Annotated in this window: 18 protein-coding genes; 11 read left to right on the top strand and 7 right to left on the bottom strand. The window is 68.2% G+C overall.

Translation table 11 applies throughout. From position 1 onward, the window contains the following. Positions 1-9 precede the first annotated feature (9 nt). Positions 10-624 (top strand): hypothetical protein, encoded by a 615-nt coding sequence (locus FHR04_RS00645; RefSeq protein WP_139399908.1) that lies wholly within the window; start codon positions 10-12, stop codon positions 622-624. A gap of 33 nt (positions 625-657) precedes the next feature. Next, positions 658-1746 (top strand): zinc-dependent alcohol dehydrogenase family protein, encoded by a 1089-nt coding sequence (locus tag FHR04_RS00640; RefSeq protein WP_139399906.1) that lies wholly within the window; start codon positions 658-660, stop codon positions 1744-1746. A 126-nt stretch (positions 1747-1872) separates the two neighbouring features. On the opposite strand, the gene FHR04_RS00635 is transcribed toward FHR04_RS00640, so the two are convergent. Genes FHR04_RS00635 through FHR04_RS00625 form a run of 3 tightly spaced genes read right to left on the bottom strand, consistent with a single transcriptional unit; the run spans position 1873 to position 3807 of the window. Further along, a complete protein-coding gene (locus tag FHR04_RS00635; protein WP_139399904.1) occupies positions 1873-2526 on the bottom strand; it encodes a DUF1648 domain-containing protein in 654 nt (217 codons plus the stop codon). Further along, entirely contained in the window at positions 2523-2816 is a 294-nt protein-coding gene (locus tag FHR04_RS00630) for an autorepressor SdpR family transcription factor (RefSeq protein WP_139399902.1), read from the bottom strand. The genes FHR04_RS00635 and FHR04_RS00630 overlap by 4 nt, the downstream gene beginning before the upstream one ends. Before the next feature lie 16 nt (positions 2817-2832). Next, on the bottom strand, positions 2833-3807 hold the full coding sequence (locus FHR04_RS00625; RefSeq protein ID WP_139399900.1) for an alpha/beta hydrolase family protein: 975 nt from the start codon (positions 3805-3807) through the stop codon (positions 2833-2835). Between the two features lie 658 nt (positions 3808-4465). Between FHR04_RS00625 and FHR04_RS00620 the strand changes: the two genes are divergently transcribed. Both FHR04_RS00620 and FHR04_RS00615 read left to right on the top strand, forming a co-directional pair. Continuing rightward, complete coding sequence (locus tag FHR04_RS00620) at positions 4466-4681, top strand: hypothetical protein (protein WP_139399898.1); 216 nt, start codon at positions 4466-4468, stop codon at positions 4679-4681. A gap of 457 nt (positions 4682-5138) precedes the next feature. Continuing rightward, complete coding sequence (locus FHR04_RS00615; protein WP_170213797.1) at positions 5139-6098, top strand: GNAT family N-acetyltransferase; 960 nt, start codon at positions 5139-5141, stop codon at positions 6096-6098. A gap of 27 nt (positions 6099-6125) precedes the next feature. Here FHR04_RS00615 and FHR04_RS00610 read toward each other — a convergent pair whose 3' ends face one another. Together FHR04_RS00610 and FHR04_RS00605 are read right to left on the bottom strand one after the other, a co-directional pair. Further along, a complete protein-coding gene (locus FHR04_RS00610; RefSeq protein ID WP_139399894.1) occupies positions 6126-6779 on the bottom strand; it encodes an HAD family hydrolase in 654 nt (217 codons plus the stop codon). Between the two features lie 220 nt (positions 6780-6999). After that, the gene (locus tag FHR04_RS00605; protein ID WP_139399892.1) at positions 7000-8661 is read right to left on the bottom strand and encodes an FAD-binding dehydrogenase; all 1662 of its coding nucleotides are present in this window, start codon (positions 8659-8661) and stop codon (positions 7000-7002) included. 495 nt (positions 8662-9156) lie between these two features. Here FHR04_RS00605 and FHR04_RS00600 point away from each other — a divergent pair, with 495 nt between their 5' ends. The 5 genes from FHR04_RS00600 (at position 9157) to FHR04_RS00580 (ending at position 16836) form a co-directional block, all read left to right on the top strand. After that, positions 9157-10578, top strand: a complete 1422-nt coding sequence (locus tag FHR04_RS00600; RefSeq protein WP_139399890.1) for a xanthine dehydrogenase small subunit — start codon at positions 9157-9159, stop codon at positions 10576-10578. 101 nt (positions 10579-10679) lie between these two features. Then, complete coding sequence (gene xdhB / locus FHR04_RS00595; RefSeq protein WP_139399888.1) at positions 10680-13037, top strand: xanthine dehydrogenase molybdopterin binding subunit; 2358 nt, start codon at positions 10680-10682, stop codon at positions 13035-13037. 33 nt (positions 13038-13070) lie between these two features. Beyond that, positions 13071-13958 carry a xanthine dehydrogenase accessory protein XdhC gene (gene xdhC / locus FHR04_RS00590; protein WP_139399885.1) on the top strand — a complete coding sequence of 296 codons (888 nt, stop codon included), beginning with the start codon at positions 13071-13073 and terminating at the stop codon, positions 13956-13958. After that, complete coding sequence (guaD, locus tag FHR04_RS00585; protein ID WP_139399883.1) at positions 13955-15307, top strand: guanine deaminase; 1353 nt, start codon at positions 13955-13957, stop codon at positions 15305-15307. The genes xdhC and guaD overlap by 4 nt, the downstream gene beginning before the upstream one ends. Before the next feature lie 116 nt (positions 15308-15423). Then, a complete protein-coding gene (locus FHR04_RS00580) occupies positions 15424-16836 on the top strand; it encodes an NCS2 family permease (protein WP_139399881.1) in 1413 nt (470 codons plus the stop codon). 238 nt (positions 16837-17074) lie between these two features. Here FHR04_RS00580 and FHR04_RS00575 read toward each other — a convergent pair whose 3' ends face one another. Continuing rightward, positions 17075-18754 carry a long-chain fatty acid--CoA ligase gene (locus tag FHR04_RS00575; RefSeq protein ID WP_139399879.1) on the bottom strand — a complete coding sequence of 560 codons (1680 nt, stop codon included), beginning with the start codon at positions 18752-18754 and terminating at the stop codon, positions 17075-17077. 277 nt (positions 18755-19031) lie between these two features. Here FHR04_RS00575 and FHR04_RS00570 point away from each other — a divergent pair, with 277 nt between their 5' ends. Next, entirely contained in the window at positions 19032-19406 is a 375-nt protein-coding gene (locus tag FHR04_RS00570; RefSeq protein WP_139399877.1) for an HU family DNA-binding protein, read from the top strand. Between the two features lie 189 nt (positions 19407-19595). Then, entirely contained in the window at positions 19596-20945 is a 1350-nt protein-coding gene (mgtE, locus tag FHR04_RS00565) for a magnesium transporter (protein WP_139399875.1), read from the top strand. A 37-nt stretch (positions 20946-20982) separates the two neighbouring features. On the opposite strand, the gene FHR04_RS00560 is transcribed toward mgtE, so the two are convergent. Beyond that, positions 20983-22212: a hydantoinase/carbamoylase family amidase gene (locus FHR04_RS00560; protein WP_139399873.1), complete on the bottom strand. Its 1230-nt coding sequence runs from the start codon at positions 22210-22212 to the stop codon at positions 20983-20985. Positions 22213-22216 lie beyond the last annotated feature (4 nt).

Genomic DNA, 22216 nt, shown 5'->3' with positions numbered 1-22216 from the left:
GGGCGGGGGATGAGGAGATCGTCCCTCCGACACGCTGGTGCGGCGCTCGTCTGGCTCGCGCTGCTGGCTCCTGGCGCCCACGCCTTCCAGGCCCAGTACGGCCCCCTGACCGTGACCTACGTGGACCCGCGTGACCGCCAGCAACTCGCGGCGGTCTATAAAGCGTGGGAGACGGCGGCGCGTGACCTGAAGGCGCTGGGACTTGCGCCTCCCGCGAAAGTGCGGATCGAGGCGGCGGGTCACGCGGCAGACTTTGCGGCCCGCACCGGGGAGCCGGTGAACATCGCCGCGTCCACCCGGGGCGCGGTGATCCGCACGCAACGGCTCTCGGCGCTGGCGGCGCGTGGCCTGCTGCCCACCACCATCCGGCATGAGGCGTTTCATACGGCCCAGCCGGCCGGACTCCCGCGCTGGCTGGCCGAAGGGCTGGCCCGCACCTTCAGCGGCGAGGCCAAGACGGACCCGCGCACCCCGACGGGATTGGAGGGCGTCCCAGACTCACGGCTCGACGCTGAGTTGCTGAACCGCGACCCCACCCGCCTGAACGCCGCCTACCGCGAGGCCACCATCCGGGCGGCGCGGCTGGTGCGGGCGCGGGGCTGGACAGGAGCGCTGAAGTGGTGACGGACGGCACACGCGCGTGAAAGACTCGCCAGGATGAAAGCCGTCGTCTACGAGCATTTCGGAATGCGCCCCGAACTCCGCACCGTCCCTGACCCCGTGCCGACAGCGGACGGCGTGGTGCTGCGCGTGGAGGCGTCCGGCGTGTGCCGCAGCGACTGGCACGGCTGGATGGGCCATGACCCCGACATCGCCCTGCCCCACGTCCCCGGCCACGAGATTGCCGGAACCGTGGTGGCCGTGGGCCAGGCCATCACCCGCTGGCGCGAGGGGGACCGCGTGACGCTGCCCTTCGTCTCGGGCTGTGGGCGCTGTCCAGAGTGTCAAAGCGGGCAGCAGCAGGTCTGCCGGGACCAGTTTCAGCCGGGCTTCACGGCCTGGGGATCGTTCGCCGAATACGTGGCCCTGCGCTACGCCGACGGCAATCTGGTGAGGTTGCCCGACGGTCTGGATTTCGTGACGGCGGCCAGTCTGGGGTGCCGCTTCGCCACCTCCTTCCGCGCGGTGGCGCAGCAGGGCCGGGTGCGCGGCGGCGAGTGGGTGGCGGTCCACGGCTGCGGCGGCGTGGGCCTGTCGGCGGTCATGATCGCCCACGCCCTGGGCGCACGGGTGGTTGCGGTGGACATCGGCGCGGACAAGCTTGCGCGGGCGGCGGATCTGGGCGCGGAGGTGACCCTCAACAGCCGCGAGGTGGACGTGGTGACGGCCATCCGCGAGGCCACGGGCGGCGGCGCGCACCTGTCGCTGGACGCGCTGGGGCACGCGCAGACCTGTGCCGATTCCATCCTGTGCCTGCGGACCCAGGGCCGGCATGTGCAGGTGGGCCTGCTGGTGGCCGATCAGGGCCGCCCACCGCTGCCGATGGACGCCGTGATTGCAAAGGAACTGGAGATTTACGGCAGCCACGGCATGGCCGCCCACGCCTACCCGGAAATGCTGGGCATGATCGAGAGCGGCCTGCTGCGCCCGGACCGGCTGATCGGCGCGCGGCTGACGCTGGAACAGTCTGTCGAGGCGTTGATGGGAATGGATTCGTTTGCCGGCACCGGGGTGCAGGTGATTGACCGTTTCCGCCAGTCGTCTGGGGGCACCAGAGCCGGCGCCCCTCATACGGACTCCGATTGAATCGTTTGCAAGAACGATGAAAATCCGAGCGAAGCGAGCAGGAGAAAAGCGGGTTCCGGGCGTGGAGTTTGCAAATCGGCGCTGTCCCGATTTGTAAACGAAACAGACGGAATCCGTATCAGGTCTTCAAGACCTGAACACCGGCTCTGGCGCGGGGTCCTCCTTCCAGTCCCGGTACGAGGCGTAGGCCAGCCAGCCCACCGTGCCCCCCAGTCCGATCAGCAGCCCCACCGGGGCCACCCAGGGAAAGAGCACCTCACGGGGGCACAGCGCGGCGGCGGCGGCCAGGACTCCCCCCAGCGCCGTCAGCCACAGGGCAGAGCGGCGCTGCGAGGCAAACCAGGCCCGGCGGCTGCGATACACCCAGGGGGTCCGCAGGCCCACGAAGACGCTGGGCTGCGCGCGGCCCAGCACGTTGCCCAGCAGCGCCAGCAGCAGTCCGGTGCCGATCAGCGCGGCGCGCGCCATGTCCCAGTTCAGCGCGAGGGCCACGGGCACCAGCAAGGCCATCATCCCCAGGCCCAGCCGCGCGGCCCGCAGGACCGGGCCGTTGGAACGATCACGAGGGGAAAAGTGTTCGATGGCCCACAGCAGCACGGCCGCGCCCAGAAAGATGAGTGGCGGGACAAACAGCGCCTCGAAGCGGGAGCCGAAACGGTCGGGTGCGCTGTCCAGTCCCCAGTGCACCGGCACCGTCTGGGGCAGGCGCGGGTAGGTCAGAGCGGCCACCACCCCGGATCCGAGAAAGCACAGTGCAGCGGGCAATTCCTTGATGTTCATGTCTTGTCCTTTGAGGGTTTTTCTTTCGCCGGTGGGGCGGCGAACAGCTCGAACAGGCCCGCCGAGACCTCCTGAAACACGGTGGTGTTCAGCCGGTAGACCACCGACGTGCCGCGCTTCTCGGAAGCCACCAGATCGGCTTCGCGCAGCACCGCAAAATGGCGGCTGAGGGTGCTCTTGGTCAGTGGGAACAGGTCCGCGAGTTCGCCGGCCGTCATCTCGCCGCCGCGCAGCACGCGCAGAATCTCCCGGCGGGTGGGATCGGCCAGCGCCCTGAAGACCTCGTTCATGACCGGACCGGCGCGGTCATGGAGCGGCGGTCTGGGTCAGGCGGGACTTCAAAAAAGGCGCGGCGGCGGGCAGCAGCGCGGGGCTGAGGGGCACCGTGGGATCGCCGTAGGAGCGCTGATTCAGGGTCAGGTCGTGTCCCACCTGCTTGAGCACATGGTTCATGCCCGGAATCAGCCGCAGTTCGGCCTGTGGATTGGCGGCGGCCAGCCGCCGGGCGTCGTCAGGCGTGACCTGCAGGTCCGCGTCGCCCTGCACGATCAGCACCGGGGCCTTGACCGTTCCGATCAAATGGGCCGGATCATATTGGAAGGCCGAAATCAGGAACGGCTGCACGCTGGGCCGGAACAGCGGGGCCAGGACCGGCGGCACCGACGCCACCCGCCGGCCCGCGCTCAGCTCGGCCAGGATGCGGTCCACCTCGGCCACCAGCTCAGGCGGGTTGGCCGGGTTGGCGCGAATCTGGCGTTTCAAGACGTCACTGAGGTTCTCACCGGCCCCGGCCAGCGTGACCACCGCCCCCACCGGGATGTCGTTGGCCACGGCCAGGGCAATCAGCGCGCCCTCGCTGTGTCCGATCACGCCCACGCCTGCAAAACGCGGGTCAGCCTTCATCTGGCGCAGCCAGGCGGCGGCGTCGTTGACGAAGTCCCCGAACACCAGGTTCTCCTCGCGCAGCGCCGGGCCAGAGGTGGGCACGCTCTGGCCGATGCCGCGCTTGTCGTAGCGCACGCTGGCAATGCCCTGCCGGGCCAGTCCCTGCGCCAGTTGCTTGAGACTATCGTTGGCACCGGGCAACCCGGCACTGTTGCCGTCCCGGTCGGTGGGGCCGGAGCCGGCCACGATCAGCACGGCGGGCCACGGCGCGGGCGTGTCCGGCGTCTCCAGGGTGCCGTGAAGGGTCAGCCCCCCGGTGGCCAGCGTGGTGGGCATGGATGCCGCCAGGGCAGAACCCGTCAGGGCCAGGCTCAGGGCAAGCAATGAAGTTCGCATCTCTTCTCCTTGTTTGACTATTTCGCCAACTAACGAAATATTAGGGGCAGGAGAAGCCGAGTGTCAAGATCGTCTGCCCTGAAGGTCGAAGCGGCGCGGCCTCCAGGGCGTGTCTGCACCGCTCCGCCTGAGCGTCAGGGACGATGGAGCTATGCCGCACCCTCTCATCCCAGCGTGCGAAGTCCCGCCACCTGTGCGGCCAGCATGGGCAGGGACGGGTGAAGCGGGGTGGCGTTGATGGCTCCCGTTCCGCCTCCCCCTGACCCTGGGAGGGTCACCTGCTGTCTACCAGGCCCCGCGTTGCCCGAGGTGTCCTCGGCCCGGCGCGGGGACGGCGAGGGCGTGTCCCAACCGGTTCACCCTGATCTGGGTCAGACCGGCGCTGAGAGTGTGACGGCTCCGGACCCCTTTTGACAGCCCGCCCTTCTCCGAACGTCTTCCGAAGGGGGGTGATTTTCGAGGTGAATGGGAGAGCAGGTGACGAGGGTGGCGCGGCGCCGGGTGCCTGAAAGCGTCCAACTCGTTCTGGCAGGCCAGAACCCAGCTGTCAGTCCCCGAGTAGGCTGACGTTTACCGATTGCTATAGCAACCTCAATCCAGCGCTGAAATTAGGGGAACAGTCACCTTCCAGCGCAGGACCACAGGCCACAGTGCGCCCATGAAAACTTCCAACGTGCTGTACATTCTCGGCTACGCTTCCATCATTCTTTCGGCCACCAACTTCCTGCGTGGCAAGGCCAAGGACGGACAGGCGCAGGACATCAAGGAGCGCGACGGTCTGTTCCTGGGACACTGGGCTCCCACCTTCTTCATTCTCGGCAAGGTTGCCGAGGACCGTGAGAAGGAGGGCCGCAGCCTGCTGGACTTCAGCTGACGGAACGGGTTCGCCTTTGCCGAAGCGGTTTGGTGAAGGCGCGTCGAAGGGCAGGGGACTTGAACGGCAAGTCCCTTGCCTCATGTATTTTGCTCTCCCAGTGGCACTGCTGCATTTTTGGTCTGGAAGGCACAGCCCGCATCCGCCGGCCAAGAGTCCAGTTTGCCCCTGCCAATTCGGGGAGCCAGAGGTGACGGCGCGCCAGTCCGTCCCGGCCCCGTGCCACCTCGCTGCTGTTGCCAGGAATGGACGATGAACGACCCGGGCCTGGATTCCGGTTCACCCGTCACCGCCCTTCACTGTCCTTCCCGTGGGGTTTCTCAGCGCTCGGGTCGCTGTCCACTCGCAATCCCAATCGAGCAGCGGGTCGCCACGGTGCTTGATGCATGGCCACCGAACAGGGGAACACGCTGCGCTACGGTCAGACCGGTTGCCCTCAGATACGCGACAATGCGGCATGGCCTCCACTCCTCTGCCCTTCGACACGGCGCTCTACCGGGTGTACAGCGCCTTTCGCTGCGAGCTGAGTCACTTCACCCACGAGAACCAGCGGCGCATCAAGGCGGCGGGCCTGACGCCTCAGCAGTTCTCCTTGCTGGTGATCCTCGGCGCGGAAGGCCGGGAAGGACTCAGCATCGGGGAGGCGGCCACCCGGCTGCATATCGCCCACAACAGTGTGGTGGAACTGTCGCAACGCGCAGAGGCGGCGGGCCTGTTGACGCGCAGCTCGGCCGGTGGGCGGCGTCAGGGCACCCAGTTGCAGCTGACCGGGCCTGGCCTGCGCCGTCTGGATGACCTGACCGCCCAGCTGATCGACGAGATGGCAGGTGACCGGCAGACGCTGATTGAAGCCCTGACGCACTGGAACACCGTTCTGGCGGCCAAGGGCGCAGACAATCCTGCTGCGCCGCCCGCCGCTACCCTGCACCGTGCCGGGCCTGACCAGAAAGCCCTGATCTGGCGGCTGCTCCAGCTGTACCTCGATGAGTTGAGCGTGCCGCTGCGCAGCGCCCTCAATGACCGTGGTGAATACGAGTATCCGGCTTTCGAGCAGTACTGGGAACAGGAGGTCCACGCCGCCTATCTCTTTCAGGTGGGGCGGCGGCCTGCCGGCTTTGCCCTGGTTCGCCGCCTGGGGGACCGCCCGGTCTGGCACACGCTGGACGAATTCTGCGTGCTGCGGGTCTACCGGGGGCAGGGTCTGGGCGCGGCGCTGGCGGGTGAGGTGCTGCGTGCCCACCCAGGGCGCTGGTCTGTGGCCCACCTGCCGCAGAACCTGGGTGCCATCCGGTTCTGGGACCGCGTGCTGCCCCGTCACGCCCGCCACGCGCCCGAACGCCGCGAAAGCCCGGCCCGCCCCGGCGTGTGGCAGTACCAGTTTGAGGTGGCGCCAGACGCCGCCCTGAGCGCCGACTGAGCCACAAGGAACTGCAGACCATTCACGTCAGCGCAGTGGCAGATCGCTCAGATGGTTGAGCAGGTCCAGCGGATCGTTGTAGACCCCCACCGCACCGTCCAGCCGGGTGTCCCCGCCGCAGCGCAGGGCCACGGTCCTGACGCCGCTGCGGCCCGCGCTCTCGATGTCGTAGGGCGTGTCGCCCAGCATCAGTACCTCGTCGGCCTTCCGTCCCAGTTTCTCCAGCGCCGCCTTCACGATGTCGGGGGCAGGCTTGGAATCCTCCACGTCGGAGGCGGTGGTGCGCTGCGGCACCAGATCCGCCACATCCGCCCGCATCAGCAAAGCCTCCACCACGGCCTCGTCGCCCGAGGTGCCGATGATCAGGTCCAGACCGCGCCGCCGCAATTCCTCCACCAGCTCGCGCGCCCCCGGTTGCGCCCGGACGGTGGGCAACTCGCCGCGCTGAAAGTGATTTTTCCAGGCGTCCGAGAGCTGCCTGTACGCCTCGCTGCCGGGCGACACCCCGGTCAGGCGCGGCACCAGCTGATCGCCGCCCATGCCGATCAGGGGCCGCACCTCCTCGAAACTCAGGTGAAAGCCCTTGTCGGCGAAGGCATGGACCCAGGCGCGGGCGTGGGCGTCGTTGCTGTCCACCAGCGTGCCGTCCAGATCGAGAATGACTGCGTGGTAGGGGGTCATGGCTGCCAGGGTAGCGGGGGCGCGGGCAGGGAAGATGGGCGGCGCTTGGCCGGGACTTTATTGGCCGGGACCTGATGTGCCCGCGCGGCTGGCACCCTAGAGCATTTGTCAAAAGTGCTGTTTGCTTTTGACCGAACGGAGTGAGTGTATTTTGCTGAGCATTGGGGAGAATGGAGGCATCAGAAGTCTTTTTTCTGATGCGGCAATTCGGACAAATGCTCTAATCCACCGCCCCTGCCGCGCAGCGCCCCGCCACCCGCCCGCTGAACAGGCAGCCGCCCAGGAAGGTGCCCTCCAGCGAGCGGTACCCGTGCATGCCGCCGCCGCCGAAGCCCGCCACTTCCCCGGCGGCATACAGCCCCGGCATCGGCTGACCGTCAGGCCGCAGCACCCGCGCGTGCAGGTCCGTTTCCAGGCCGCCCAGCGTCTTGCGGGTCAGGATGTTCAGCTTGACCGCGACTAATGGGCCAGAAGCCGGGTCCAGCAGCGGCGCGGGCTTGACGATGCGGATCAGCCGCTCGTTGATGAAAGCCCGCGCGCCGCGCACCACCGCCAGTTGCGGGTCCTTGCCGAACACGTTGGCAACCTGCAGGTCCCGGTCTGCGATCTCGCGCGCCACCTTCTCGTAATCCACGGTGTCATTGCCGATGGCCTCGTTCATGCCGCGCACCAGTTCGGGCAGCGTGTCGCGGACCACGAAATCTGCTCCCTGATCCATGAAGGCCTGCACCGAGGGCGCCACGTTCTTGCCCAGCCGCCCGGCCACCTTGCGAAGATCACGGTCGGTCAGATCGAGGTTCTGCTCGGAGCCGCTGAGGGTGAATTCCTTCTTGATGATCGCCCGGTTCAGCACGAACCAGGTGTATGGGTAGCCGTTCGTCGTGATGTGTTGCAGCGTGCCGAGGGTGTCGAAGCCAGGGTAATTCGGGTACGGCAGGCGCGTGCCGTCTGGAGACAGCCACAGGCTGCTGGGGCCGGGCAGGATCCGGATGCCGTGCATCGGCCAGATCGGGTTCCAGTTGCGGATGCCCTCGGTGTAGTGCCACATGCGGTCGCGGTTGATCAGGTGCGCGCCCGCCGCCTCGGCCATCGCCTGCGCCGCGCCGTCCACATGCTTCGGCACGCCGGAGATCATGAACTCCGGGGCGGGGCCGAGCCGCGCCGTGGGCCAGTTCCGGCGCACCAGTTCCTGATTGCCGCCGATGCCGCCGGAAGTCAGGATCACCGCCCCGGCATTCAGGTCAAAGTCGTCCACCACGACGCGCGAGCTCGGCTCGCCGCGTCCCACGTCCGACGGTTCCAGAATGTCGCCGTGCACGCCATGCACCACGCCGTCCGTGATGTTCAGGCCGCGCACGCGGTGGCGGAACCTGAACGCGATTCGGCCCGCCGTCACATGCTCGCGCACGCGTCGCTCGAACGGCTCCACCACCCCTGGCCCGGTGCCCCAGGTGATGTGGAAGCGCGGCACGCTGTTGCCGGGGCCGCTCGCGCCCTGCCCGCCGCGCTCGGCCCAGCCCACGCCGGGAAAGAACTTGACGCCCTGCGCGGCCAGCCAGCCGTATTTTTCCCCGGCGGCGAAGTCCACGTAGGCCTCGGCCCAGCGGCGCGGCCAGTGGTCCTCGGGGCGGTCAAATCCCGCCGTGGTCTGCCAGTCGCGCCACGCCAGCTCGTGGCTGTCGCGAATGCCCAGGCGGCGTTGTTCGGGCGTGTCGATCACGAACAGCCCGCCAAAAGACCAGAAGGCCTGCCCGCCCAGGTTCTGCTCGCCCTCCTGGTCCAGCAGCAGCACGCGCTTGCCGGCGTCGGCGGCCTCGGCGGCGGCCACCAGTCCGGCCAGGCCCGCGCCGATCACGATGATGTCAGTGTCATGGATTGTCATGGGGTCTCCTTCCAGCCGCGTGCGTCACGGCGGCCCGTGTGCAATGGATCCGGTGTGCAATTGGTGATGGGGCCATTGTGGCGCATGAGCGCAGGCGGGGGGCTTCCACAGGCCACTGTGGGCCGTGGCCCTACTCCTGCCCATCCCCCTTGAGTCGGCTTGCGGGTCGAGGCCCACCGGGGAACAGCTCATCGTTCTGGAGAAGCAGGGCGCTCCACCCGGACCCCGGACGGCATCAGCCACAGCAGGCCGGGAGCCAGAGGGCCGATCTCCATGCTTCCTTTTTAGATCCGGTGCAAACTTTCTGAGGGGGGCTATGCAGATGAGTTACTTAGGCGTAAAATTAAATGACACCAAAACAGGTTGCTGTTCTGCATGGATAACCAGCGACCCGCCCTTGTATCTTCACCGGCGCGAACCATGTACTTCGGCTTCCTCGTGAAGCGCGGGTACATCGCAGCGCCGGGCTTGTCGTTTGGACGAGAGGGAGAGGATATGGACAGCTTCACGGTCACAGTCAACGGACAACCCCGCGAGGTGCAGGGCGCGCGGCCCCACACGACGCTGCTGAACTGGCTGCGCGACGGCGGCCTGACCGGCTGCAAGGAGGGCTGCGCCGAAGGCGAATGCGGCGCCTGCGCGGTGCTGGTTTCCCGCCCGGACGGACGCGGCGGCACGCGGCTGGAAAGCGTCAATGCCTGCCTGGTGATGCTGCCGGCCATGAACGGTCAGGAGGTCATCACCGCCGAAGGACTGGGCACTCCGAACCACCTGCACCCTGTCCAGCATGAAATGGCGGTGCGCGGCGGCTCGCAGTGCGGGTACTGCACGCCGGGCTTCGTGGTCAGCATGGCCGCCGAGTACTACCGTCCCGAGCGCCGTGAAGGCGAACACCACGCCCCCAACGGCTTCGACATCCACTCGCTGAGCGGCAACCTGTGCCGCTGCACCGGCTACCGCCCCATCCAGGACGCCGCGCACGCGCTGGGCACGCCGCCGGAGAGTGACACCATCGCCATGCTGCGGACGCGCCCGGCCCCCGCGCCACAGGCCCTGCACCTGTCCGGCCCCGACGGCGACTTTCACCGCCCCGCCGACTTGCCGGAGGCGCTGGACCTGCTGGCCGAACACCCCGACGCCACGCTGCTGGCCGGCGGCACCGACTGGGGCGTGGAGGTCAACATCCGCCACGCACGGGCCGGGGTCACCATTGCAGTGGACGCCCTCGACGAACTGCGCGAACTGGAGTGGCATGACGATCACGTCCGCATTGGCGCGGGCCTGAACCTCTCGGAGATCGAGCGCCGCCTGGACGGGCGCATTCCGTTGATGGCCGAGTGGTTCCCGCAGTTCGCCAGCCGGCTGATCCGCAACAGCGCCACGCTGGGCGGCAACCTGGGCACCGCCTCGCCCATCGGCGACAGCCCGCCCACCCTGCTGGCGCTGGACGCCTCGCTCATACTGGCCTCGCGGGGGGGCGAGCGGGACGTGCCGCTCTCGGAGTTTTTCAAGGGCTACCGCCAGACCGAACTGCGGGACGGCGAGCTGATCCGCGCGGTCAGGATTCCGCTGCCGCTGGCGCCCGTCACTGGGTTCTACAAGTACGCCAAGCGCCGCTTCGACGACATCTCCAGCGTGGCGGTGGGCATTGCGATGGAACTCGACGGCAACATGGTGGGGCGAATTCGCATCGGCCTGGGCGGGGTGGCGGCCACGCCCATCCGCGCCCTGAAAGCCGAGGCCGCCCTGATCGGCCAGCCATGGACGGAGCGCACCGTCCGCGAGGCCGCCCGATTGATGGGCCAGGAGGGTACGCCGCTGAGTGACCACCGCGCCAGCGCCGAATACCGCGCCGCCATGCTGGAACAGGCGCTGCTGAAGTTCTTCTATGAGAAGACGGAAGTGGTTGGTGGGTAGGAGGGCGCGGGACGCGGGACGCAGTACGCGGTCTGCTGCCCCCTTTTCCCGCATCCTGCGTACCGCAACCCGCGCGCCTTTCCCGTCACCGGAGGTGACCCATGACCAGCCTGCATGAACGCCCCCACAACGGCGCCGTCGGCGACGCCGTGCCGCACGAGAGCGCGTCGGCGCACGTCACCGGACACGCGCTGTACACCGACGATCTGGGCGTCCGGCTGTCCAACCTGTTGCACGCGTGGCCGGTGCAGGCCCCGCACGCCCACGCCCGCGTGACCCGCCTGGATTATTCGCAGGCCCTCAACGTGAGCGGCGTGGTGCGCGTGCTGACCGCCGCCGACGTGCCGGGCGCCAACGACGCCGGGGTCAAGGGCGACGAGCCGCTGTTTCCCACGGAAGTGATGTACCACGGCCACCCGGTCTGCTGGGTGCTGGGCGACAGCATCGACGCGGCCCGGCTGGGCGCGCAGGCGGTGGAGGTCGAGTACGAACCACTGCCCTCGCTCGTCTCCATTCACGACGCCATCGCCGCCGAGTCGTTCCAGGGCGCGCAGTCCACCCTGCGGCGCGGCGACATCGTGCTGGGCTTTGAAGGCGCGGCCCACACCTTCGAGGGCGAATTCGAGTTCGGCGGGCAGGAACATTTCTACCTGGAAACCAACGCGGCGCTGGCCTACGTCGACGAGGGGGGGCAGGTCTTTATCCAGTCCAGCACCCAGCACCCCAGCGAGACGCAGGAGATCGCGGCGCACGTGCTGGGCCTGGAGGCCGCGCAGGTCACCGTGCAATGCCTGCGCATGGGCGGCGGCTTCGGCGGCAAGGAAATGCAGCCGCACGGCTACGCCGCGATTGCCGCCCTGGGCAGCGTCCTGACCGGACGCCCGGTGCGGCTGCGCCTGAACCGCACCCAGGACATCACCATGACCGGCAAGCGTCACCCCTTCCACGCGAAGTGGAAAGTGGCGTTCGACGCGGACGGCCGGTTGCATGCCCTGCAGGCCACCCTCACCAGCGACGGCGGCTGGAGCCTGGATCTCTCCGAACCGGTGATGGCGCGGGCGCTGTGCCACATCGACAACGCCTACCACATCCCGCACGTGGAGGTTCACGGGCGCATCGCCAAGACGAACAAGACCTCCCAGACCGCCTTCCGGGGCTTCGGCGGGCCGCAGGGCATGCTGATCATTGAGGACATCCTGGGCCGCTGCGCGCCGCTGCTGGGCCTGGAAGCGCATGCGCTGCGCCGCCTGAACTTCTACCAGCCCGGCGAGGCCACCCCCTACGGCCAGCCGGTGCGCCACGCCGAACGCCTGGAAGACCTGTGGGCGCAGCTGATGGTCAGCAGCGCCTTCGAGGCCCGGTACGCGGAGATCAACGCCTTCAACGGCGCGCACCCGCATACCAAGCGCGGGCTGGCGATCACGCCGGTCAAGTTCGGGATCTCGTTCAACTTCACCGCCTACAACCAGGCGGGCGCGCTGGTGCACGTCTACAAGGACGGCAGCGTGCTGATCAACCACGGCGGCACCGAGATGGGCCAGGGCCTGCACACCAAGATGATTCAGGTGGCCGCCACGGCGCTGGGCGTGCCGGTGGGCTGGGTGCGGCTGGCCCCCACCCGCACCGACAAGGTGCCCAACACCAGCGCCACCGCCGCCAGCAGCGGCGCGGATCTGAACGGCGGCGCGATCAAGAACGCCTGCGAGCAGATCAAGGAACGCCTCTCGGCAGTGGCTGCCGGGGCGCTGGGCGTGCATCCCAATGACGTGCGCTTCGAGCAGGGCCTCGTTTATCCGCTGGGCCACCCCGACAAGGGCATGGATTTCAAGCGGCTCGTCCACGACGCCTACCATCTGCGGACGCAGCTGTGGGCCGCGGGCTACTACCGCACGCCGGGCCTGCACTGGGACCGCGTGGCGATGCAGGGCGAACCCTTCAAGTATTTCGCCTACGGAGCCGCCGTGGCCGAGGTGGAGGTGGACGGCTTTTCCGGGCTGTACCGCACCCGCCGGGTGGACATCCTTCAGGACGTGGGCGACAGCCTCTCGCCGCTGGTGGATCTCGGGCAGGTGGAGGGCGGCTTCGTGCAGGGCGCGGGCTGGCTGACCCTGGAAGAGTTGCGCTGGGACGAGTCCGACGGCCCCAACCGGGGACGCCTGTCCACCCAGGCCGCCAGCACCTACAAGCTGCCCAGCTTCAGCGAGATGCCGGAGGTGTTCAACGTCGCCCTGATGGAGCGGGCCACCGAGACCGGCGTGGTGTACGGCTCCAAGGCCGTGGGCGAGCCGCCCCTGATGCTGGGCATCAGCGTCCGCGAGGCGCTGCGTCAGGCCGCCGCCGCCTTTGGCCCGGCTGGACGGGCGCAGGAGTTGGCCTCGCCCGCCACCCCCGAGGCCGTCTTCTGGGCACTGGACGGGGCGCGGCAGTCGGCCGGGGAACTGGTGGCAGCGGATGACTAGGCCACCTGAGCACCTGCCGTTCCGTCCCGCGTCATGAACTGGCTTTCCGCCGTCCAGCACCTGCACGACACCGCCACTCCCGGCGTGCTGGTGACCGTCGCCGCCGTGCGGGGTCACGCGCCGCGCGAGGCGGGGGCCAAGATGGTGGTCAGCTTGGAAACGAGCTGGGACAGCGTGGGCGGTGGCAACCTGGAGGCCACTGCCACCGAGCGGGCGCGGGCCATGCTCACGGTGTCGGCGACGGCGCCGGAACTGCTGACGCTGCGCCTGACCGACGCGGCCAGCAACGAACATGGCCGCCAGTGCTGCGGCGGCGAGGTCACCCTGCTGCTCGAACCCCTTCAGACGGTGCGCCCGCACGTCGCCATCTTCGGCGTCGGGCACGTGGGGCTGGAGCTGGGGCTGATCCTCTCCAGGCTGCCGCTGAACCTGCATCTGGTGGATTCGCGGGCCGCGCAACTGACCCCCGAACGGCTGGCCCCGTTGCAGGGCGGCGCGGCGAGAACCGAAATTCACCACTCGCCCATTCCCGAAATGACGCTGCACGAGCTGCCGCCTGGCTCGCACATCCTGATCCTGACCCATGACCACGCCGAGGACGCCGCCCTGTGCGACGCGGCGCTGCGGCGGCCTGAATTGGGCTTCATCGGGCTGATCGGCTCGGCGGTCAAGTGGATTCGCTTTCAGGATCAGCTGCGGCGCGAGGGCCACACCGACGCAGACCTAGCCCGCATCACCACCCCCATCGGGCTGCCGGGCATCGTCGGCAAGACGCCCGCCGTGATCGCCGTGGGCGTGGCCGCGCAGCTCGTGCAGCGGCTGGAAGCCGACGGGGCGGCCACCCTCCACCCCCTTTCTTCCGCATCCCAGTCGGCCCAACACCGGCCAGCCCAACACCAGACCCCCCAGAGGCAACCATGACCCCCACCCTGTACCGCGCCGCCTTCATGCACACGCCCTTCAACGCCTTCCAGAACGAGGGCGCCCTGCACGTTCAGCAGGACGGCGGGCTGCTGGTGAACGGCGGCACCATCCTCGCGAGCGGCGAGTTCTCGGCGCTGCGCGCCGCCCATCCGACGGCCCGCGTGACCGAGCTGCGCGGCGGCGTGCTGCTGCCCGGCTTCATCGACACGCACGTGCATTACCCGCAGGTGCGCATCATCGGCGGGCTGGGCCGCCCGCTGCTGGACTGGCTCGAACACGTCACGCTGCCGGAAGAGGCGCGGCTGAGCGACAGCGCCTACGCCCGCGCCGTGGCCCAGGATTTCCTGCACGGTCTGCGCTGCAACGGCACCACCACGGCGCTGGTCTTCGGCTCGCACTTCAAGGGGGCAATGGACATCTTTTTCGAGGAGGCCGCGCAGACCGGGCTGCGAACCGTGGCCGGACAGGTGGTCAGTGACCGGCTGCTGCGCCCCGAACTGCACACCACCCCGGAGCTGGCCTACGCCGAGGGCAAAGCGCTGATTGAGCGCTGGCACGGGGTGGGCCGCGCCCGCTACGCCGTGACGCCGCGCTTCAGCCTGTCGGCCAGTGAGGGCATCCTGGAGGCCTGCGCCGCGTTGATGACCGAATTTCCGGACGTGCACTTCACCAGCCACATCAACGAGAACGTGGCGGAGGTGCAGACGGTGCGCGAGCTGTTTCCCGGCCACCTGGATTACCTGGACACCTACGAGCGTGCCGGGCTGCTGGGCCGCCGGGGGGTGCTGGCGCACAGCGTCCACACCACCGACCGCGAACTGGGGCAGATGGCCGCGCACCGGTGCAGCGCCGCGCACTGTCCGTGCAGCAACTCGGCGCTGGGCAGCGGGCTGTTTCCCCTGAGGCGCCACCTGAACGCCGGGGTGCATGTGGCCCTGGGCACCGACGTGGGCGGTGGCACCGGCTTCTCGATGCTCAAGGAAGGCTTGCAGGCGTACTTCATGCAGCAGCTTCAGGGCCGTGATGGCCTGCCGCTGACGCCCGCGCACCTGCTGTACCTGTCCACGCGGGCGGGGGCCGAGGCGCTGGATCTACACGATCAAATTGGGGACTTCAGTGCCGGCAAGGCCTTCGACGCCGTGTGGTTGCGTCCGCCTGCGGGCAGTACGCTGGCCGCGATTCTGAACCACGCTGGCAGCCCCTCCGAGACGCTGGCCGCCCTGTTCGCTAACGGCACCCAGGCCGACGTGGCCCAGGTGTGGGTGGGCGGCGAAGAGGTGTACGCGCGTCCTGCCGATCCCCTGCGCGACGAGTCGGGAAAACAATCGCCTGTCCTGGCGTCTTAATGCTGGCCTCACCTGAACCGCATGTACAGTAGTCTGGCTCATACATCTTCCGGCCCCCATGAACTGTTCCCGTACCAGCCCTTTTCCGGTTCCGCGAAGGGCGCAAAGGAGACCCTATGTCTGATCCAGCCGCACCCCGCCCCGCTGCCCCCCTCGCCCCGCTGTCGGGCCTGGACCGCTACTTCGGGATCAGCGCCCAGAACTCCAGCGTCACGCAGGAGATGCGCGCGGGCCTGACCACCTTCCTGACCATGAGCTACATCCTGTTCGTCAACCCGCAGGTGCTGTCCACGGCGATCAACGTGCCCAACGCCTTCGTGCAGCTGCTGATGACCACGGCGATTGCGGCGGCCTTCGGTTCGCTGGTCATGGGCGTGGTGGCCAAGTACCCCTTCGCGCAGGCGCCGGGCATGGGCCTGAATGCGTTCTTCGCCTTCACGGTGGTACAGGGCATGGGCGTGCCGTGGCAGACGGCGCTGGGGGCGGTGTTCATCAGCGGCGTGCTGTTCGTGCTGCTGAGCGTGCTGGGGGCGCGGCAGGCCATCGTGCAGGCCATTCCCAACTCGCTGAAGTTTGCCATCACCGGGGGCATCGGGGCGTTCCTGGCGTTTCTGGGCCTCAAGAACGCGGGCATCGTGATTGCCAACCCGGCGACGCTGGTGGGCATGGGCTCGTTCGCCTCGCCGACGGTGTGGCTGGCGTGCGTCGGCGTGATCCTGACCGCCGCGCTGATGGCCCGCCGGGTCACCGGAGCCATCCTGTACGGCATCCTGGCGACCACGGTGCTGGGCATCGTGACCGGGGCCGCCGTGTACGCGGGTGGGCCGGAGGGCGCGCTGCGTGCCTTCCCCGGCTTCGATGGCTCGTTCCTGGGCATTTTCGGCACGCCGGTCTGGCCGGGCGCGCTTGTGGGCCAGATGGACATCGTGGGCGCGCTGGGCCTGGGCCTGCTGAGCGTGGTCTTTACCTTCTTCTTCGTGGACTTCTTCGACGCCACCGGCACCCTGACCGGGCTGTCGCAGCGCGCGGGTTTCATTGACGCGCAGGGCAACATGCCGCGTGCCCGCCGCCTGTTCTCGATGGACGGCCTGGCCGCCATGTTCGGCGCGTTCATGGGCACGTCGACCACCACTGCCTACGTGGAATCCGCCGCCGGCGTCGGCGAGGGCGGCCGCACCGGCCTGACCGCCGTGACGGTGGCGGTGCTGTTCTTGCTGAGCATGTTCCTGTGGCCGCTGGCCTCGGCCATTCCCGGCGCCGCCACCGCCCCCGCCCTGATCCTGGTGGGCGCCCTGATGATGGACGGCGTGCGCCACATCGACTGGGACGACATCGCCGACAGTCTGCCAGCCTTCCTGACCATCATCACCATGCCGCTGACCTTTTCCATCGCCAACGGCGTGAGCCTGGGCGTCATCAGCTACTGCGCCATCAAGCTGCTCAGCGGCCGGGCCAAAGAAGTCAGTCCTATTCTGTATGTGGTGGGCGCCCTGCTGCTGGCCCGCTACATCTGGCTGAACGAGGGCTAGCGCCCCAGACGGGACAGGGGAGAGGTGGAGCCGGGTCTGTGGCTCCACCTCTCTTTTGATTCCATTTCGGTGCTCGCGCCGATATCATACGGACTCCGATTGAAAGGTGTTGATAACACCTGGAAATCCGAGCAGAGCGGGCAAGAGAAAAACGGGTTCCGGACGTGGAGTGTAGAAATCGGAGCTGTCCCGATTTCTACACGAAACAAACGGAATCCGTATCAGGGCAACTTTGGGTTCAGCCGCTGGCCATCGCGGCCCGCGCCGCTTCCTGCAGGGGCCGCCACGCCACCTTCCCGGTGGGGCTGCGCGGCAGGCTGTCCACGAACTCATAGTCGCGCGGCACCTTGTAGCTGGCCATCTGCTCACGCGCCCATTTCTCGATGTCCTCGCCGGTGGCGGTGGCTCCAGGCTTCAGCACGATCAGGGCGCGGGCACGCTCGCCGCTGCGCTCGTCCGGCACGCTGATCACGCAGGCTTCCTGCACGGCGGGGTGGGCGTGCAGTTTGTTTTCCACCTCGGCGGGCCAGACCTTCATGCCCGACACGTTCACCATGCGCTTGAGCCGGTCCGTGAAGAAGAAATACCCCTCCTCGTCCATATAGCCCAGGTCGCCGCTGCGGAAGAACGGCTGGCCGTCGATGTCCATGAAGGCCTCGGCGGTGGCTTCCGGGCGGTTCCAGTAGCCCTGCATGACCTGCGGACCGCGAATGACGATCTCGCCGATCTGGCCTGCAGGCAGTTCCTGCCCGGTGTCCAGGTCAATGATGCGCGAATCGACGTTGAACAGCGGCACGCCCAGGCACTGCAGCTTCTGGCGGCCCTTGGGATTGCTGTGTGACTGCGCCATGGTCTCGGACAGGCCGTAGCCTTCCAGAAACAGGATGCCGGTGGCGTCCAGCAGTTTCTGGCCCACGGAGGCGGGCAGGCTGGCCCCGCCCCCGGTGACGTTGCGCAAACTTCTCAGATCCGCCGGATCGAAGTTCGGCGAGGCCATCATGTCGATCACCATGGTGGGCGTGTTGGTCCACAGCGTCACGCCCTGCTCGCGGATCAGCGTGCGGGCCACGTCGCGGTCCCAGCGCGACATGATCACGATCCTGGCGCCGTTGGTCAGGCCGGTCAGCAGGCTGTTGACGAAACCGGTGACATGAAAGTACGGCAGCGCGGCCAGGAAGACGTCTTCCAGGTTGCCGTCCACCCACACGCCCGCGCCGAACACGTTGGCCTGCACGCTGCGGTGCGTGTGCATGCAGCCCTTGGGCAGCCCGGTGGTGCCGCTGGTGTAGGGCATCACGCACAGATCGTCCGAGGACACGTCGGCGGCGGGAGCGGGGTCCGCCTGCAGCGCGTCTTCCAGGGTGACGTCGCCGTCCTGCGGCGCAGCCTCCACGTCCAGTCCCTCGGGCAGCGGGACGCCGGCCGCGCCCGCGTCGGTGCCGCGCATCACGTTCGCCACGACGGCGTGCTGCAGCCCGGCCTGTTTGGCCTTCTCGTACAGCTCTGCCCCCACAACGCCCACCCGGATGCCCGCGTCTTGCAGGAAGAAGCCAAACTCACGCGCCTGAAGCATCGGGGCCAGCGGCACCACCACCGCCCCCAGCTGCCACGCGGCGAAGGCGCCGATCACCCACGCGGGGCTGTTCTGCATCCACAGCGCCACCCGGTCGCCCTTGCCCACGCCCTGGGCGGCCAGATGCCCGGCCAGACGGGTGGCCTGGTCGTGCAGTTCGCGGTAGGTCAGCTCTCGCCCGTAGTGCCACAGCGCCACCTTGTCGGGATAGCGCTCGGCACTGACGCGCAGGTTATGCATGATGCCGGTCTGCGGCAGGGTCAGGGTGCGGGGTTTGAAGGGCGGCCAGTAGTGGCCCTGGCTCTGGGAAGGGGCTGCCGTGGTTGCGGGAGAGTGCTGGGTCATGAAATGAACCTCCTGGTCGGTTGCTCGCCGTGATGACGCTGGAAAAACAGGATTGTTGATGCCCAGAGTGTAGCGTGCCAGACCAATCTCACGTCACCGTCGGGGGCAGCGGCCCGAAATTTCTTAATCAATGGCTTTTGGCGTGTACCACGGCGTTTCACTGCCTTAACGAAAAAGCGTGTGCTGGACAGAGTTTTCCCAAATGAAAAGAGAATAAGGACGTGCTGGCGGGCGTCTTTGCACCCCACCCCCCTTCCCAAGCGCCATTCCATATGTCATGCTGCTCACCATGACGAAAAAGACTGCGAAGCCCGCCGCCAAAAAGCCTGCTGCCAAAGCTGCTCCTGCCAGCGCCAAGGCCGCCCCCAGCGCCAGCAACAAGGTCGCCAAGACCCAGCTGGTGGAAATGGTCGCCGACAAGACCGGCCTGACCAAGAAGCAGAGCGAGGAAGCCGTCAGCGCCATGCTGGACGCCGTGGTCAGCTCGATCAAGGGCGGCCAGAGCGTCGGCCTGCCCGGCCTGGGCACCCTGAGCGTCAAGGACACCGCCGCCCGCACCGGCGTGCGCCCCGGCACCAGCGAGAAGATCCAGATTCCCGCCGGCAAGAAGGTGGCCTTCAAGGTCGCCAGCACCCTCAAAGGCAACCTCTAAGCCTGTAAGCCTCATGCTCAGGCGGGCCGCTTCCCTGGGAGGCGGCCCGTCCTGTGCATGTCGGGGGGCTTGAAGTGCGGCTCTTCCTGAAGGTCGTGTCCCCGCCGGAGCACGGCATGGGGCTGCCGTGGCCTTGACCTGCCTGCCCCGGCCCCACAGGGCGTGTGATAGTGGGCGCATGGAGGATGGATGACGGCACTGGAAGGGCAGCTGGACGAGGTGCGCCGGGCGCTGCGCGAGGAGGGGACGGCCCCTCTGGACACGGTCACCGGCCCATTGGGCGCGGCGGAGTGGGCCTGGGTCCTCGTGCGGCTGCCGTCCCACGAGTTGCGAGAGGCGGCCCTGCGTCTGCCCACCGCACTGCTGCCCGAGATCGTGGCCGAGGTGCCGCCGCGCACCGCAGCGGAGCTGGCCGAACAGTTGCCGCCGCCGCAGGGGGCCGCGCTGTTGCGGGCCCTGGACCCGGACGACGCGGTGGACTTGCTGGCGCACCTGCGGGCCGGGGCTGCCCAGGAGTTGCTGGGCCGGCTGCCCGCCGAGCAAGGCGCCCGCCTGCGCCAGCTGCTGACCTACCCGCCGGACACCGCGGGCGGGCGCATGACGCCGCAGTTCGTCGCCGTGCAACCGCACCTCAGCGCCGATCAGGCCATCGGGGCCATCCGGCAGGCCGCCCGCGAGGCGGAGACGGTGTACTCCGTCTACGTCGTGGACGGCGGCGGGGCGTTCCTGGGCATTCTCTCGCTGCGTGACCTGGTGCTGGCCCCGCCAGAGACGCCCGTGCGTGGGCTGATGACCCCCCACCCGGTCTCGGTGCAGGTGGACACCGATCAGGAGGTGGCCGCGCGGCTGCTGGTGCGCCTCGATCTGCTGGCCCTCCCGGTGCTGGACGCGCAGGGCCACCTGGTCGGCATCCTGACCGAGGACGACGTCGCCGACGTGCTGGAAGAGGAGGCCACCGAGGACTTCGAGCGCCTGGGCGGCTCGCAACCGCTGGAGATGCCGTACCGCCGCGCCGGGGCCACGCTGCTGTTTCGCAAACGGCTGCCCTGGCTGCTGGCCCTGTTTGTCGCGGAGGCGTACACCGGCAACGTGATGCGCTACTTCGAGGACACGCTGGAGCAGGTCGTGGCCCTGGCGTTCTTTATCCCGCTGCTGCTGGGCACCGGGGGCAACGTCGGCAGCCAGATCACCACCACCCTGGTCCGCGCCATGGCAGTGGACGATCTGGGCCTGCGGGACCTGCGCTGGATTCTGGGCAAGGAATTCGCGGTGGGGCTGCTGATCGGCGTGGTGATGGCCGTCATCGCCTTCGGGCGGGCGTGGATGCTGGGCGTGGGTATGGACGTGGGCACGGTGGTGGCCCTGGCCATCGCGGCCATCACGATCTGGTCCTCGGTGGTGGCCGCGGCGCTGCCGCTGGCGCTGCGCCGGCTGCGTTTTGATCCGACGGTGGTATCCGCGCCCTTCATCACGACGCTGGTGGACGGCACCGGGCTGGTCATCTATTTCCTGATCGCCCGGTCTGTTCTGGGGCTGTAACGACTGACCCTGGCTGCGGCGTCCGTCGCCGGGCCGCTCATCTCCCGATCCACGCCATCGTTCGGTCCGTCAGCCGATCCAGCGCCTCCACGCTTTGCAGGATGTGCGCTTCCTCGGTGTCCTCGATCTTGTTGTGGCTGATGCCGCGCAGGCTCTGGACGAACAGCATCACGGTGGGGACCCCGGCGCGGGCCACCTCTGCCGCGTCGTGCAGTGGGCCGCTGGGCAGGCGGTGACTGACAGGAACGATTTCGAGGATGGAGGCGTCGGCCGCCTCAATCAGCTCCGGGTGAAACAGGATGGGTTCGATGTTCCACAAATCGCCGAAGGTCACGGTGCAGCCGCCTTCCTCGGCAAACTGTGTGGCGGCGGCCTGCGCGTCCTGCCACATGGCCGCGAGTCTGTGCGCCTCCAGATTGCGCTGATCCAGGGTGATCTCGCAGGTCTCCACCACGCTGGTGACGATGCCTGGAAGCGTGGTGCAACTGCCAATCGTACACACTCCGCTGTGGCGCTCGGCAATGGCATAAATCTCCTGCGAGAATTGCCCGGCGGCCCGGAAGGCGTCGCGGCGCACGTTCATGGGCGTGCTGCCCGAATGCGCCGCCTGCCCGTGAAAGGTGATGGTGTGCCGCTCTACTCCGAATGTCCCGAGAACCGTGCCCAGCGGCAGCCCCAGGCCTTCCAGCACCGGCCCCTGCTCGATGTGCAGCTCCAGATATGCGGCGGCGTTCTTGAGTTCCTCGCGCGCGTTGGGGGCGTCCGCCAGCGTGATGCCCACCCGCTCCAGCGCCTCCTCTAACCCGATTCCATCCCGGTCCCTGAGCTTCTGCATTTCGGCAACGTCGATGTTGCCCCCCGCCGCGCTCGATCCGTACAGGCTGCGGCCAAAGCGGGCCCCTTCCTCGTCGGCCCAGTCCACCAGTCGCACGGTCACGGGCGGTTTGCCCTGCTCCGACAGGCGGCGCAGCACTTCCAGACCGGCCAGCGTATTCAGGCAGCCGTCCAGCCAGCCGCCGTTCGGCACACTGTCGATGTGGCCGCCGATCAGCAGTTCTTTGCTGGACTCACCCGCCAGGGTGGCCCACAGGTTGCCCGCCGCGTCGGTGTGGACCTCAACCGGCAAATCCGCGAGTTTATCGGTCAGGAATTTACGGGCCGTGACCCACAGGTCTGTAAAGGCCACCCGCTGCGCCCCATCCGCGTCGCCGGTCAGTTCGCGCAGCGCTTTGAGTTCGTCCAGGGTTCGCGTTGGATTGAGGGTCATGGTC

This window comes from Deinococcus radiopugnans ATCC 19172 (genome assembly GCF_006335125.1).
Lineage (GTDB): Bacteria > Deinococcota > Deinococci > Deinococcales > Deinococcaceae > Deinococcus > Deinococcus radiopugnans.
The sequence above is the reverse complement of the archived record's forward strand: the minus strand, read 5'-3'. Positions and strand labels throughout refer to the sequence as shown.

Coding starts and splice junctions, on each gene's coding strand:
- FHR04_RS00645 (WP_139399908.1), top strand. CDS start 10: ATGAGGAGATCGTCCCTCCGACACGCTGGTGCGGCGCTCGTCTGGCTC.
- FHR04_RS00640 (WP_139399906.1), top strand. CDS start 658: ATGAAAGCCGTCGTCTACGAGCATTTCGGAATGCGCCCCGAACTCCGC.
- FHR04_RS00635 (WP_139399904.1), bottom strand. CDS start 2,526: ATGAACATCAAGGAATTGCCCGCTGCACTGTGCTTTCTCGGATCCGGG.
- FHR04_RS00630 (WP_139399902.1), bottom strand. CDS start 2,816: ATGAACGAGGTCTTCAGGGCGCTGGCCGATCCCACCCGCCGGGAGATT.
- FHR04_RS00625 (WP_139399900.1), bottom strand. CDS start 3,807: ATGCGAACTTCATTGCTTGCCCTGAGCCTGGCCCTGACGGGTTCTGCC.
- FHR04_RS00620 (WP_139399898.1), top strand. CDS start 4,466: ATGAAAACTTCCAACGTGCTGTACATTCTCGGCTACGCTTCCATCATT.
- FHR04_RS00615 (WP_170213797.1), top strand. CDS start 5,139: ATGGCCTCCACTCCTCTGCCCTTCGACACGGCGCTCTACCGGGTGTAC.
- FHR04_RS00610 (WP_139399894.1), bottom strand. CDS start 6,779: ATGACCCCCTACCACGCAGTCATTCTCGATCTGGACGGCACGCTGGTG.
- FHR04_RS00605 (WP_139399892.1), bottom strand. CDS start 8,661: ATGACAATCCATGACACTGACATCATCGTGATCGGCGCGGGCCTGGCC.
- FHR04_RS00600 (WP_139399890.1), top strand. CDS start 9,157: ATGGACAGCTTCACGGTCACAGTCAACGGACAACCCCGCGAGGTGCAG.
- xdhB (WP_139399888.1), top strand. CDS start 10,680: ATGACCAGCCTGCATGAACGCCCCCACAACGGCGCCGTCGGCGACGCC.
- xdhC (WP_139399885.1), top strand. CDS start 13,071: ATGAACTGGCTTTCCGCCGTCCAGCACCTGCACGACACCGCCACTCCC.
- guaD (WP_139399883.1), top strand. CDS start 13,955: ATGACCCCCACCCTGTACCGCGCCGCCTTCATGCACACGCCCTTCAAC.
- FHR04_RS00580 (WP_139399881.1), top strand. CDS start 15,424: ATGTCTGATCCAGCCGCACCCCGCCCCGCTGCCCCCCTCGCCCCGCTG.
- FHR04_RS00575 (WP_139399879.1), bottom strand. CDS start 18,754: ATGACCCAGCACTCTCCCGCAACCACGGCAGCCCCTTCCCAGAGCCAG.
- FHR04_RS00570 (WP_139399877.1), top strand. CDS start 19,032: ATGCTGCTCACCATGACGAAAAAGACTGCGAAGCCCGCCGCCAAAAAG.
- mgtE (WP_139399875.1), top strand. CDS start 19,596: ATGACGGCACTGGAAGGGCAGCTGGACGAGGTGCGCCGGGCGCTGCGC.
- FHR04_RS00560 (WP_139399873.1), bottom strand. CDS start 22,212: ATGACCCTCAATCCAACGCGAACCCTGGACGAACTCAAAGCGCTGCGC.